Below are 12,616 nucleotides of genomic sequence, written 5' to 3'. Positions count from 1 at the left end.
CCCATGAACGATAGCTGGCATTTCTACGAACCCGTCAACGGCCATGGCCTGGCGCACGATCCCCTGAATGCGATCGTCGCCCCGCGCCCGATCGGCTGGATCGGCAGCCGCTCGGACGCGGGCGTCAACAATCTGGCACCCTACAGCTTTTTCAACGTCTTCAACTACCGCCCGCCGCTGATCGGCTTTTCGTCGCAGGGGTGGAAGGATTCGGTCGCCAATATCGCCGAGACGAAGGTTTTCACCTGGAACCTCGCCACCATGACGCTGGCGGATGCGATGAACGCCAGTTCGGCTGCGGTCGAGGCCGAGGTCGATGAATTCGGCCTGGCGGGCGTGACGGCCCAGGATGGGCGGATGGTTGCGGCCCCCCGTGTGGCCGAAAGCCCGGTCTCGTTCGAATGCCGCCTGACCCAGCTCATCCGACTGGAAACCAAGGAGGGGCGCGAACTCGACCAGTGGCTGGTCATCGGCGAGGCGGTGGGCATCCATATCGCCGCCGACCTGATCGAGAACGGCATCTATCAGACCGCCCGCGCCCGTCCGATCCTGCGCGGGGGTGGCCCGGTCGACTATTTCGAAGTGACCGAGTCCGCCCGGTTCGAGATGCGGCGGCCGGATTGAGGCGGGAATCGCCTCACGCATAACCCCGCCAGAAGAACACCGCCGTCGTCACCGTCGTCAGCAACAGTGTCCATCCCCGGATCAGCCCGGGCGGCAGCTTGCGCCCGATCAGCGCACCGCTCCACCCGCCCAGGATGCCGCCTGCCAGCATCGGCAGGCACTGAGCCCAGGCGACCATGCCGGTGGCGATGAAGACCATGGTCGCCGCGGCATTGGCGGTCGCCAGCATCAGCGTGCGGGGCGCGGCGAGCTGGGCGGGGCTGTGCCCGGACAGCAACCCCCAGGCGGCGGTCAGCATCATGCCGATGCCCCCGCCGAAATAACCGCCATAGATGCCCAGCACCGCCTGCGCGCCCATCAGCGCACGCGGGCCGGGGCGGGCGATCCGCGCCAGCCAGTCCGACGCATGCCGCCCGCCCGCGATTGCGATCGTCGCGGTCAGCAGCAGCCAGGGGACGATCAGGTCGAAGGCGCGCGGCGGCGTCAGGAACAACAGGATGCTGCCCAGCAGCGCGAAGACGAAGGTCAGCGCCGCCATCCGCCGCATCGACACGCCCATGACGGGCTCCAGCCCGTGGCGATAGGCCCAGGCGCTCGCCATCGCGGCGGGCTGAAGCGCCACGTTGGAGGTGGCGTTGGCGACGGTGGAGGGCAGGCCCAGCGCGATCAGCGTCGGCATTGTGGAGAAGCTGCCGCCGCCCGCGAGCGCGTTCATCGCGCCGCCGACAAAGCCCCCGGCGGCGGCGAGCGCAAGAAAGGTCCAGTCGATCATCGCGGAGCGTAACGCATGAAGCGGGGGGCTTGCCTCACGGGGAGGGGGCTTGGCGGACCCCTATCCTCCCCCATAGGTGACGATGAAATGGGCCTTACCCCAGCGCCGCGAACTTTTCCTCCGCCTCACGGTCGAGCTGTGCGCGGCTCTTCTTCTCGGCAGCGGTCTTGAGCTGGCCGCAGGCCGCGTCGATGTCGCGGCCGCGCGGCGTGCGGACCGGGGCGGAGATGCCGCCCTCGAACACGATATCGGAGAAGCGGCGAATCCGCTCCGGGTCCGAACATTCATAGGCCGCGCCGGGCCAGGGATTGAACGGGATCAGGTTCACCTTGGCGGGCAGCTTATAGTGGCGCAGCAGCCGGACCAGTTCGTGCGCATCGGCGTCCGAGTCGTTCTTGTCCTTCAGCATCACATACTCGAACGTGATACGCCGGGCATTGTTCGCACCCGGATAGTCGGCGCAGGCCTGGAGCAGTTCCTCGATACCGTATTTCTTGTTGAGCGGCACGATCTCGTCGCGCACATCCTTGGTCACGGCGTGGAGCGAGACGGCCAGGTTCACGCCGATCTCCTCGCCTGCGCGCGCCATCATCGGCACCACGCCGCTGGTCGACAGGGTGATGCGCCGCTTGGACAGCGCCAGCCCGTCACCGTCCATCACCAGCTTCAGCGCATCGCGCACGGCATCGAAATTGTAGAGCGGCTCGCCCATGCCCATCATGACGATGTTGGTCAGCATCCGCCCCTCGGGCTGGCTGGGCCATTCGCCGAGCGAGTCGCGTGCCAGCATCACCTGTCCGACGATCTCGCCCGCGGTCAGGTTGCGGACCAGCCGCATCGTGCCGGTATGGCAGAAGCGGCAGTTTAGCGTGCAGCCCACCTGGCTCGACACGCAGAGCGTTCCCCGATCGGCGTCGGGGATGAACACCATCTCGTAATCCTGCCCGTCGGGCGAGCGGAGCAGCCATTTGCGGGTGCCGTCGCTTGACACCTGCGCCTCGACCACCTCGGGGCGGCCGATGACGAAGCGCTCCTCCAGCCAGGGATGCTGCGCCTTGGCGATGTCGGTCATGTCGGCGAAGCGAGTCGCGCCGCGATTGTAGAGCCAGTGCCAGATCTGCTTGGAGCGCAGCTTGGCCTGCTTCAACTCCATGCCCGCCGACAGCAGCGCCTCGCGCAACTGGTCCTTGGTCAGGCCGATCAGGTCGACCCGGCCATCGGGGCGCGGTTGCACGCCGCGCGGCACGGGCACGGGATCGATGTGCCCGGGGATGGGCATGGGGGCGGCCGAAACTGTCTGCATGTCCCGCCCATAGCGCAAAATCGCGCCCATTTCCACTGGTCGGACGAAGCCCGGTCACTCATCCCCCGGGAATGGTCGTCAGCCAGCCTTCCCCTCCACACAGGCCAGCGTCGCGGCGTCGATCGCGGCGGCCGCGCCCGCCAGTGTGTAGGTGTCGGCAAAGGGGCGGCGGAGGGTGTCGACTGTCGACACGCTCATGCTGCGCCCCGATCGCATCGCCATGACCAGTGCGTGATCGGTCGCCGCGTCGGGGGCCCAGACATCGCGGTCGGTGCCGACCAGTGGAAAGCGCCGCTCACCGATGGACAGCGTGACCCCCGCCCTACGGTCGCGGGACGCGCTGAGGTGCAGATGGAACGAGGCGCGCAGCCGCCTGGCGGGCCAGGTGCCGATCCCGGCAAAGCCTCCGCTGCGTCCATTCGCCAGGATCGGGCGGGCGATGGCATAGCAACGGTCGGGATCGCGGAATGCGCCCCAGCCCTTGTAGATGCCGATCGTCTCGCGCGTGGCGGCGGGCGCGGCGACGAGTGCCAGGACGAGAGCCAGCCGCTTCACGCCGATGCCCGGTGGATCAGCGTCTCGCGGCCACCCTCGATCATCACGATCGAGCCCTGTGGCAGGCGCTCGGCGACCGGCACCCCGCAATAGGGATCGTCGGGCAGGCCGAGCATCAGGCCGCGCAGCACCCGGCTCGACAGGCCATGCATCAGGATCAGCCGGTCGCCGTCATGATCGCGCGTGTCGGCCAGCCATGCCGCCAGTCGCGCCGCCATCGCCGGATAGGTTTCGCCATCGGGGGATCCCACCGTCATGCCATGCGGATGGACGATCGGACCATGCGCCGCGATCAGATCGGCATGATCCCTCCCGCCCCAGCTTCCGAAGCCCAGCTCGATCAGTCGCACGTCCTGGGCCGTGCCATGCCAGTCGAGTTCCAGATGTTCGGCGATCACCGCCAACGTCTGAAGCGCGCGGCCGGTGGGTGAGGACCAGAGCGTCAGCGCGGGAGTCGGCCCCAGTCGTTGGCGCAGGGCCTCGCCGATCGCATCGGCCTGGGCGAAGCCGCGCCGGGTCAGCGGGGTGTGCAGATCGGCCCGGTCGCCCTGGATGCGTCCGATCCGGTTGAACACCGTCTCGCCATGCCGGGCGATATAGTCGCGTCCTTGACGAATTGATGGGGCGGAGGGGGCGGTCATGACCGATGATCCCCTGTCGTGGCTGTTGCGCATATGCAACGCTTTTTCCTGTTTAGCTGAGGTTCATGCAACGTCCCGGCTTTCGCGCCATTGGTGCGCCGACCGCCGAATGTAACGGCGGCCGGTACAGTAATTGGAGTATAGTTCATGCGTAAGCTCATGCTCGCCGCCCTGGCGACCTCGGCCGTTCTCGCCGCCGCCGCGCCAGCCGCCGCGCAGACGACCGCCGGCCAGCCCTTCACGGGTTTCCGCGTCGAGGGCCTGATCGGCTATGACAGCCTGAACGACCGCCAGGGTCAGGACAAGAGTTCGAGCGATGGCGTGCTGTATGGCGCGGGCATCGGCTATGACATTCCCGCAGGCCCCGTCATCCTGGGCGCCGAGGGCGAGATCACGGGCTCCAGCTCCGACACGCGCAGCAACGGCATCCGCGTGCCCGGCGACGAATTCCGCCTGGGTGCGGGGCGTGACCTCTATGCCGGCGCGCGCGTCGGCTATGTCATCTCGCCGGTCGCGCTGGGCTATCTGAAGGCCGGCTACACCAACGCCAAGTTCGATGCGCGCTACACCACGGCGGGCGTCACCACCGTCAATTCGCAGGAAGTGGGCGGTTATCGCCTGGGCGCGGGCCTGGAATATGCGATCAGCCCGAACACCTTCGTAAAGGGTGAATATCGCTATTCGCATTATGACGAACTGGACGGCGTCGGCATCAATCCGAACCGCCACCAGCTGCTTGCCGGGGTCGGCCTGCGCTTCTAAGCGGCATTCTTTTCCACATTAACGGTGGTTTTACTACCAATGTTCGAGGGGTCGGAGCCTTGCTCCGGCCCCTTCTTAGCGGGTAGGAACCAAGGCCATTTATCACTTTCGGACTCGGGGACCATGCGGTCGTTCCGGCGGGGGATCAGGAAATGAAGGCGACGATCGAACGCGCAACGCTGCTCAAGGGTTTGAGCCATGTCCAGTCGGTGGTGGAGCGGCGGAACACGATTCCGATCCTTTCCAACGTGCTGCTGGAGGCGACTGCCGAAGGCCAGTTGCGGATGATGGCGACCGACCTGGATCTGCAGATCAACGACAGCGTGGCCGCCGCGGTCGACCAGCCGGGTTCGACCACCGTGTCGGCGCACACGCTGTTCGACATCGCGCGCAAGCTGCCCGAGGGAAGCCAGGTACAGCTCACCGCCGCCGACGGTCGCATGACCATCGTCGCGGGCCGCGCGCGCTTCTCGCTTGGCACCCTGCCGCGCGACGATTTCCCGGTCATCGCCGAGGGCGAATTGCCGACCCAGTTCGAGCTGCCCGTCGAACTCCTGAAGCAGATCATCGACAAGACCCGCTTCGCCATCTCGACCGAAGAGACGCGCTATTATCTCAACGGCATCTTCCTGCATGTGGCCGAGGATAATGGCGCGCCCGTGCTGAAGGCAGCCGCGACCGATGGCCACCGCCTGGCGCGCGTGACGATCGATCGTCCGAACGGGGCCGAGGGCATGCCCGACGTGATCGTGCCGCGGAAGTGCGTGGGCGAACTGCGCAAACTGCTCGACGAGGTGGACGGCTCGGTCGGCGTGTCGCTGTCGGGCACCAAGATCCGCTTCGACCTGGGCCAGGCGATCCTGACGTCCAAGCTGATCGACGGGACCTTCCCGGACTATACCCGCGTCATCCCGACCGCGAACGACAAGATCCTGAAGCTGGACCCCAAGGCGTTCATGCAGGGTGTCGACCGCGTCTCGACCATCGCGACGGAAAAGACCCGCGCGGTAAAGATGGCGCTGGACCGCGACCGGATCACCCTGTCGGTGACCAGCCCCGAAAACGGCACCGCGTCGGAAGAGGTGCCGGGCGAATACACCTCGCTCGGCTTCGAGATCGGGTTCAACAGCCGCTATCTGCTCGACATTCTGGGCCAGATCGACAGCGATCTGGTGGAGGTCCATCTGGCCGATGCCGCCGCGCCGACCCTGATCCGCGAGAATGACAAGGCGCCTGCGCTCTACGTGTTGATGCCGATGCGGGTCTGACGACCCATTCCTCCCCTTGCGGGGGAGGATGTATTGAGGGCTCATACCCGATAAGGCGGACACAATGCTGACCCGCCTTGTCCTCACCGATTTCCGCAATCACGCCGACCTCGCGCTTTTCCCAGGCGCGGGGTTCGTCGTGCTGACCGGCGAGAATGGCGCGGGCAAGACCAATGTGCTGGAGGCGGTGTCGCTGCTCGCGCCCGGCCGGGGGCTGCGGCGCGCCGCGCTGTCGGCGATGGCGCGGCAGGGGGGCAAGGGCGGGTTCGGCGTGGCCGCGACGCTGGACGGTGATGTCGAGATCGCCACCGGCGCGCTCCCCTCCGCGCCCGAGCGACGGGTGGTCCGGGTGCAGGGGGCAGGCGCAAGCGCCAATGCGCTGGCCGACTGGCTGGCCGTGCTGTGGCTGACCCCGGCGATGGACCGGCTGTTCGTCGAGCCCGCGTCCGAGCGGCGGCGGTTCCTGGACCGGCTGGTGATGGCGCTGGCCCCGGCGCACGGGATGCACGCCACCCGCTATGACGCGGCGATGCGCGAGCGCAATCGGCTGCTGGCGAGCGAAGGGCCGGTCGATCCCGACTGGCTGAGCGCGCTGGAGGCGCGGATGGTCGAACATGGCGCGGCGGTCGATGCCGCACGGGTCGCCGGCGTCGCGGCGCTCGACCAGCGGCTGGCCGACGCGCCGGACAGCGTGTTCGCCCGCGCGTCGCTGGCGCTGGAGGGGGAGGCGGTGGACCCACCCGCCTTTGCCCATGCGCTGGCGATGGGGCGCAGGCGCGATGCGGCGGCGGGGCGGACGCTGGTGGGCCCGCACCGCGCCGACCTGTCGGTCATCCATGTCGCCAAGGGGCAGGCGGCGGCGCTCTGCTCGACCGGCGAGCAGAAGGCGTTGCTGCTGGGCATCGTGCTGGCCCATGCCGATCTCGTGACGGAACGGCGTGCCGTGCCGCCGGTCCTGCTGCTGGACGAGGTGGCGGCGCATCTCGACCCGTCGCGCCGCGCCGCGCTGTTCGAGCGGCTGGCGGGGCGTGGGCAGGTCTGGGTGACTGGTACCGAGCCCGCCCTGTTCACCGATGTTCCGGGGGAGGCGACGCGGGTGGCGTTCTGAGGGCGCGGGACGGAAGGATCCCGGACGGCCCGGATCCTGGTCGTGCGCCGCCGACGCTCTATCGGCAGAGCCTCGCCGCCACCATGTCCAGCGCCCGGTCATAGCTGGCAAGCTCGCCCCCGCTCAGGAAGCCTTGCCGTGACACGGCGGCGTTGGTGTCGCGGCGCACGCGATCAACCTGTTGCCACAGCGTCTGGGCCTGTGCCTGGGTCAGGCGGCGCGCCTTGCGGGCGTTGCTTATATCGGCCTGCAGGATGTTGGCGCGCATGGCGATATGCGCCTGCCGGGGGTCGCGGATCGTCCCCCCGGTGGGTGCGCGCAGGCGATGCTGTTTGCGCAGGTCGCAGCCGGGATAATCGCGCCGCACCGACTGGGCCGTCGACTGGGCCGCCGCCGGGCCAGTGGCCAGCATCGTCAGCAGGGTCGCGAACATCATGGACTTGGCCATCATCCCATGTCTCCTGATCGTCTGAGTGTCTGTCGATACGCGCTACTCCATGCGCGGCGCCCGTGCGATGGGTGAATTCGGCGTCAGGATCGACCGCTTCCGCCGGGCGGGGGTGAGGGGGGTGTAAAAGGGCGGCGAAACGGCCGCGCCGCCGTCCCATTTTGCTTCCCCTTGGGGCCCGTAATTCCTATATACTCGCTATGGCAGATACCCCCCAGACGAATGAGTACGGCGCCTCCTCGATCAAGGTGCTGAAGGGCCTCGACGCGGTGCGCAAGCGGCCGGGCATGTATATCGGCGACACCGACGATGGTTCGGGCCTCCACCACATGGTGTTCGAGGTCAGCGACAACGCGATCGACGAGGCGCTGGCGGGGCATTGCGACCGCATCGACATCCAGTTGAACGCCGACGGCTCGGTCAGCGTCACCGACAATGGCCGCGGCATCCCGACCGGCATCCACCCCGAAGAGGGCGTGTCGGCGGCCGAGGTCATCATGACCCAGCTCCATGCGGGCGGGAAGTTCGAGAATACCTCGGACGACAATGCGTACAAGGTGTCGGGCGGCCTGCACGGCGTCGGCGTCTCGGTGGTCAACGCGCTGTCCGAGTTCCTGGACCTGACCATCTGGCGCGACGGCGAGGAGCATTACATGCGCTTCGCGCACGGCGATGCGGTCGCGCCGCTGAAGGTCGTCGGCAAGGCCGAGCCGGGGCAGAAGGGCACGCGCGTCACCTTCCTGCCGAGCCCGGCGACGTTCAAGATCACCGAGTTCGACTTCGACAAGCTCGAGCACCGCTATCGCGAACTCGCCTTCCTGAACTCGGGCGTCCGCCTGTTCCTCACCGATGCGCGGCACGAGGAACCCAAGACGGTCGAACTCTATTATGAGGGCGGGATCGCGGCCTTCGTGAAGTGGCTGGACCGCTCCAAGTCGCCGCTCTTCCCCGAACCCATCGCCATCCATGGCCAGCGCGATGCGATCGGCATGGACGTCGCGCTGGAATGGAACGACTCTTATTACGAGAATGTCCTCGCCTTCACCAACAACATCCCGCAGCGTGATGGCGGCACCCATATCGCCGCCTTCCGCGCGGCGCTGACCCGAACGCTCAACAATTATGCCGACAAGTCGGGCCTCCTGAAGAAGGAGAAGGTGACGCTGACCGGCGATGACATGCGTGAGGGGCTGACCGCGATCGTCTCGGTCAAGCTGCCCGATCCGAAGTTCAGCAGCCAGACCAAGGACAAGCTGGTCTCCTCCGAGGTCCGCCAGCCGCTCGAAAGCCTGATCGCCGACAAGCTGGCCGACTGGCTGGAGGAAAATCCGCAGAACGCGCGCGCGATCGTCGCCAAGATCATCGACGCCGCCGCCGCGCGCGAGGCCGCCAAGCGCGCCCGCGAACTGACCCGGCGCAAGGGGGTGATGGACATCGCCTCGCTGCCCGGCAAGCTGGCCGATTGCCAGGAGCGCGATCCCGCCAAGTCCGAACTCTTCCTGGTCGAGGGTGACTCGGCCGGTGGCTCGGCAAAGCAGGGGCGCAACCGCCATTTCCAGGCGATCCTCCCCTTGCGCGGCAAGATCCTGAATACCGAGCGCGCGCGGTTCGACCGCATGATCTCATCCAAGGAAATCGGCACGCTGATCCAGGCGATGGGCACCGGCATCGGCCGCGACGATTTCAACGCGGACAAGCTGCGCTACCACAAGATCGTCATCATGACCGACGCAGACGTCGACGGCGCGCATATCCGCACGCTGCTGCTGACCTTCTTCTATCGCCAGATGCCCGAGTTGATCGAGCGCGGGCACCTCTACATCGCCCAGCCACCTTTGTATAAGGCGACCAAGGGGCGGTCCGAAGTCTATCTGAAGGACGACACCGCGCTCGACGAATATCTGGTCGAGGCGGGCGTTTCGACCATGGTGCTCGAAGGGCCGGGTGGCGCGCGGTCGGGCAACGACCTGAAGGCGTTGGTCGATCATGCGCGGCGGATGCGCACCCTCATGCGGTATGTGCCCCGGCGCTACGATGCGTCGATCATCGAGGTGCTGGCGCTGGCCGGCGCGCTCGACCCCGTGCTGACCCGCGAGCAGCGCATGGCGACGGTGGTCGAAACCACGCGGCGTCTGGAATCGGGCGATCATGAGGCGCGCTGGTCCGCGCGGCTGACCGAGGATGGCGGCGTCCATTTCGAGCGGCTGTGGCGCGGCGTGACCGACCACCACATCGTCGAGGCCAGCTTCATCGCCTCAGCCGAGGCGCGCAAGCTGCATACGCTGGCCGCCGAACAGGCGGAGAGCTTTGCCCAGGCGGGCAAGCTGGTGCCGCTGCGCAGCGCCACGACCGAGGCTTCGGCTGACGCCGTGCCTACCGATGAGGAGGGCCACAGCACGACGCTGGCGCGCGGCGAGACCCGCGTGGCGCGTCCCAGCCAGTTGCTGGAGGCGATCCTGACCTCGGGCCGCAAGGGGCTGGCGATCCAGCGCTACAAGGGTCTGGGCGAGATGAATGCCGAGCAGCTCTGGGAAACCACGCTCGACCCGTCGGTCCGCTCGATGCTGCGCGTGACGTCGGACGATGTCGCGGCGGCGGACGAGGTGTTCAGCCGCTTGATGGGCGAAGTGGTCGAGCCGCGGCGCGAGTTCATCCAGGACAATGCGCTGAACGTGGCGAATCTGGACGTGTAAAACCCTCGCGCCGTTCCGCCCGGCTCAAATGGACGGTGGGGCTGGTGGCATCAGGACAATGGAGAGAGCAGGCATGAAGGCGATCGCACTGGGACTGATGCTGGCGGCGGGCGGCACCATGGCGGTGGCGCAGCAAAAGCCCGCCGCTCCGGCCAAACCCGCCGCCATTCCGGCCTATGTCACCGCCGCACTCGCCAACCCCGCCCGCGCCGACCAGGCGGACGATGACCAACGGCGCCAGGCGGCGGCGGTCGTCGCCTTCTCCGGTGCGAAGCCCGGCGACACGGTGATCGATTATCTGCCGGGCAAGGGATACTGGACCGGTATCTTCTCGGGCGTGGTGGGCCCCAAGGGTCATGTCTATGCCTATTGGCCCGCCGCCGCTCAGAAATATGCGGAGGGGACGCTCGGTACGCTTCAGGGCCGGAACCTGCCCAATGTCACCGCGCAGGTGCAGGGCGTGAACCTGCCCGCCGCCGACCAGCCGGTCGACCTGTTCTGGACGGTCCAGAATTATCATGACGTCGCGAACAAGAATGCGGGCGAACCAGCGTTGCGCGCCTTCGACCAGGCGGTGTTCAAGCTGCTCAAGTCCGGCGGCACCTATGTCATCATCGATCACGCCGATACGGTGGGCAAGGGGCTGGCCAACACCAACACGACCCACCGGATCGACCCCGATTATGTGAAGCGACAGGTCCAGTCGGTCGGCTTTCGCTTCGTCGGCGAAAGCCGCGTGCTGCGCAATCCGCAGGACGATCACAGCAAGAACGTCTTCGATCCCGCCATTCGCGGGCACACCGACCAGTTCGTCTACAAGTTCCGCAAACCCTGAGACGGCATGACCGTTGAACTCCCGGCCGATCGGTCCGTTGTGGGGCGATCGGCGATTGATGGAGCAAGCGGATGGCGGACGAGCGACGGAGCCTTGGGCTGGCGATCGGCGTGGGGGTGATTGGCGGCCTGCTCGCCTCATTGGCGATGAACCAGTTCCAGGCGGTGGCGGCAGGCGCGTTCGGGCAAAAGGGCAGCAACGACGACCCGGCCACGGTGAAGGCCGCCGATGTGCTCGCCAAGGTGACGACCGGCGAGCCCGTCACGCAGAAATATCGCGAGACGGCGGGCAGCATGGTCCATTATGCGACCGGCGCGGCGCTGGGCGGGCTGTACGGGGCGTTGACCCACAAGCGTCCCCAGGCGGCGCTGGGGCTTGGCCTGCCCTTCGGACTGGCGACGATGCTGGTGGTGGATGATCTGGCCGTGCCCGCCTTCGGCTTGGGGGCCGCGCCACAGGATACGCCGCCCGCCACCCATGGCTATAGCGCTGCCTCGCATGCGGTTTTCGGCGTGGTGCTGGAGGGGGTGCGGCGGCTCGTCCTGCGGCTCGCATGACGGGCAGGGCGACCGTTCGCCGTTAAGCCGGCACCCGCAGCACCGCGCGCACCCCGGCATGCGCGTGATCATATTCGAGCACCGTCTGGAGGCTCTGCGCCATCGCGCGGATCAGCTTGGCGCCCAGGCCGGTGCCCTTGGGGGGCTGATCGGGCAGCATGCCGCAGCCGTCATCCTCGACCACCAGTTCGCAACCATTCTGCGCCTGGGTCAGGAAGATGCGCACCTCGCCCGGTCCGTCGGGATAGGCGTATTTGCAGGCGTTGGTGACCAGTTCGGTGACGATCACCCCGATCGACACCGCACGATCGGTCTGCACCCGGATCGCCTCGGCGGTCAGCGTCAGGGTGCGGGCGCGGGTTTCGATCGACCAGCTTTCGCCCAGTTCCTCGACCAGCGCGCCCAGATAGTCGCGCAGGTCGACCTGCTCGACATCATTGGCGGTGTAGAGCCGCCGGTGCACCTGGGCGATCGCGCGGATGCGGCGTTGCGTATCCTCCAGCGCCTCGCGCGCATAGGCGTCCGACAGGCTGCCCTTCTGCAACCCGATCATCGCGGACACGAGCTGGAGCGAGTTGGCGACGCGGTGGTTGACCTCGCTCAGCATCGCCTCCAGCCGCGCGTTGGAGGCGCGAAGCTCGGCCTCCGCCGCCGCCTTGGCGCGTTCCAGCCGGGTCCGGTCGAGCACCTGCGCGAAGCTTGCCGACAGGAGATCGAAGAAATCCTCGCCGACCGTCTTGACCACGTAGTCGGCGGCCCCCGCCTTCAGCGCGGCGACCGCGATCCGTCCCTCGTCCGATCCGGTGACATAGACGACCGGGGGCGGGTCGGGCAGCGCGGTGATCGCGGCCAGCGTCTCCAACCCGTCCATGCCGGGCATGTAATGGTCGACGGCGACCAGGTCGAAGCCGCCCGCCGCCGCCATGGTGACGCCCTCGCGCCCCGACCCCGCACACGCGACCGTATAGCCAAGCCGCCCCAGCGCGCGCGACACCAGGCGACGCAGCGCATCATCGTCGTCGATATAGAGGATGTGGGGGGCGGACATGG

13 protein-coding genes are annotated in these 12,616 nt (G+C 67.5%); 7 read left to right on the top strand and 6 right to left on the bottom strand.

Going from position 1 to position 12,616, the window contains the following annotated elements; all coding sequences use genetic code 11:
- Positions 1-3 precede the first annotated feature (3 nt).
- A complete protein-coding gene (locus ABDV78_RS04795; protein WP_343526110.1) occupies positions 4-624 on the top strand; it encodes a flavin reductase family protein in 621 nt (206 codons plus the stop codon).
- 13 nt (positions 625-637) lie between these two features.
- Here ABDV78_RS04795 and ABDV78_RS04790 read toward each other — a convergent pair whose 3' ends face one another.
- The 4 genes from ABDV78_RS04790 to ABDV78_RS04775 all read right to left on the bottom strand — a co-directional run bounded on the left by ABDV78_RS04790 (position 638) and on the right by ABDV78_RS04775 (position 3,895).
- Positions 638-1,396: a sulfite exporter TauE/SafE family protein gene (locus tag ABDV78_RS04790; RefSeq protein WP_343526109.1), complete on the bottom strand. Its 759-nt coding sequence runs from the start codon at positions 1,394-1,396 to the stop codon at positions 638-640.
- A 94-nt stretch (positions 1,397-1,490) separates the two neighbouring features.
- The gene (rlmN, locus tag ABDV78_RS04785) at positions 1,491-2,699 is read right to left on the bottom strand and encodes a 23S rRNA (adenine(2503)-C(2))-methyltransferase RlmN (RefSeq protein WP_343526108.1); all 1,209 of its coding nucleotides are present in this window, start codon (positions 2,697-2,699) and stop codon (positions 1,491-1,493) included.
- Positions 2,700-2,777: 78 nt separating this feature from the next.
- Complete coding sequence (locus ABDV78_RS04780) at positions 2,778-3,254, bottom strand: invasion associated locus B family protein (RefSeq protein ID WP_343526107.1); 477 nt, start codon at positions 3,252-3,254, stop codon at positions 2,778-2,780.
- Positions 3,251-3,895 carry a histidine phosphatase family protein gene (locus tag ABDV78_RS04775; protein WP_343526106.1) on the bottom strand — a complete coding sequence of 215 codons (645 nt, stop codon included), beginning with the start codon at positions 3,893-3,895 and terminating at the stop codon, positions 3,251-3,253. Before ABDV78_RS04775 ends, ABDV78_RS04780 begins: the two co-directional genes overlap by 4 nt.
- A gap of 147 nt (positions 3,896-4,042) precedes the next feature.
- On the opposite strand from ABDV78_RS04775, the gene ABDV78_RS04770 reads away from it, so the two are divergent.
- The 3 genes from ABDV78_RS04770 (at position 4,043) to recF (ending at position 7,033) form a co-directional block, all read left to right on the top strand.
- Positions 4,043-4,657 carry an outer membrane beta-barrel protein gene (locus ABDV78_RS04770; RefSeq protein ID WP_343526105.1) on the top strand — a complete coding sequence of 205 codons (615 nt, stop codon included), beginning with the start codon at positions 4,043-4,045 and terminating at the stop codon, positions 4,655-4,657.
- 152 nt (positions 4,658-4,809) lie between these two features.
- Positions 4,810-5,925, top strand: a complete 1,116-nt coding sequence (dnaN, locus tag ABDV78_RS04765) for a DNA polymerase III subunit beta (protein WP_343526104.1) — start codon at positions 4,810-4,812, stop codon at positions 5,923-5,925.
- Between the two features lie 64 nt (positions 5,926-5,989).
- Positions 5,990-7,033 carry a DNA replication/repair protein RecF gene (gene recF, locus ABDV78_RS04760; protein ID WP_343526102.1) on the top strand — a complete coding sequence of 348 codons (1,044 nt, stop codon included), beginning with the start codon at positions 5,990-5,992 and terminating at the stop codon, positions 7,031-7,033.
- A gap of 58 nt (positions 7,034-7,091) precedes the next feature.
- Here the strand turns inward: recF and ABDV78_RS04755 are convergent, their stop codons facing one another.
- Positions 7,092-7,484 carry a hypothetical protein gene (locus ABDV78_RS04755; RefSeq protein WP_343526100.1) on the bottom strand — a complete coding sequence of 131 codons (393 nt, stop codon included), beginning with the start codon at positions 7,482-7,484 and terminating at the stop codon, positions 7,092-7,094.
- 197 nt (positions 7,485-7,681) lie between these two features.
- Here ABDV78_RS04755 and gyrB point away from each other — a divergent pair, with 197 nt between their 5' ends.
- The 3 genes from gyrB to ABDV78_RS04740 all read left to right on the top strand — a co-directional run bounded on the left by gyrB (position 7,682) and on the right by ABDV78_RS04740 (position 11,566).
- Positions 7,682-10,174, top strand: coding sequence for a DNA topoisomerase (ATP-hydrolyzing) subunit B (gene gyrB, locus ABDV78_RS04750; protein WP_343526098.1), 2,493 nt, complete (start codon positions 7,682-7,684; stop codon positions 10,172-10,174).
- A 73-nt stretch (positions 10,175-10,247) separates the two neighbouring features.
- Positions 10,248-11,009 carry a methyltransferase gene (locus ABDV78_RS04745; protein ID WP_343526097.1) on the top strand — a complete coding sequence of 254 codons (762 nt, stop codon included), beginning with the start codon at positions 10,248-10,250 and terminating at the stop codon, positions 11,007-11,009.
- Positions 11,010-11,080: 71 nt separating this feature from the next.
- Positions 11,081-11,566 (top strand): DUF1440 domain-containing protein, encoded by a 486-nt coding sequence (locus tag ABDV78_RS04740; protein ID WP_343526096.1) that lies wholly within the window; start codon positions 11,081-11,083, stop codon positions 11,564-11,566.
- A gap of 22 nt (positions 11,567-11,588) precedes the next feature.
- Here ABDV78_RS04740 and ABDV78_RS04735 read toward each other — a convergent pair whose 3' ends face one another.
- Complete coding sequence (locus tag ABDV78_RS04735) at positions 11,589-12,614, bottom strand: histidine kinase dimerization/phosphoacceptor domain -containing protein (protein ID WP_343526095.1); 1,026 nt, start codon at positions 12,612-12,614, stop codon at positions 11,589-11,591.
- Positions 12,615-12,616: the final 2 nt, after the last annotated feature.

Source organism: Sphingomonas sp., assembly GCF_039594485.1.
Lineage (GTDB): Bacteria > Pseudomonadota > Alphaproteobacteria > Sphingomonadales > Sphingomonadaceae > Sphingomonas.
Note: the sequence above shows the minus strand (reverse complement) of the source record. Positions and strands in the feature narration are given on the sequence as shown.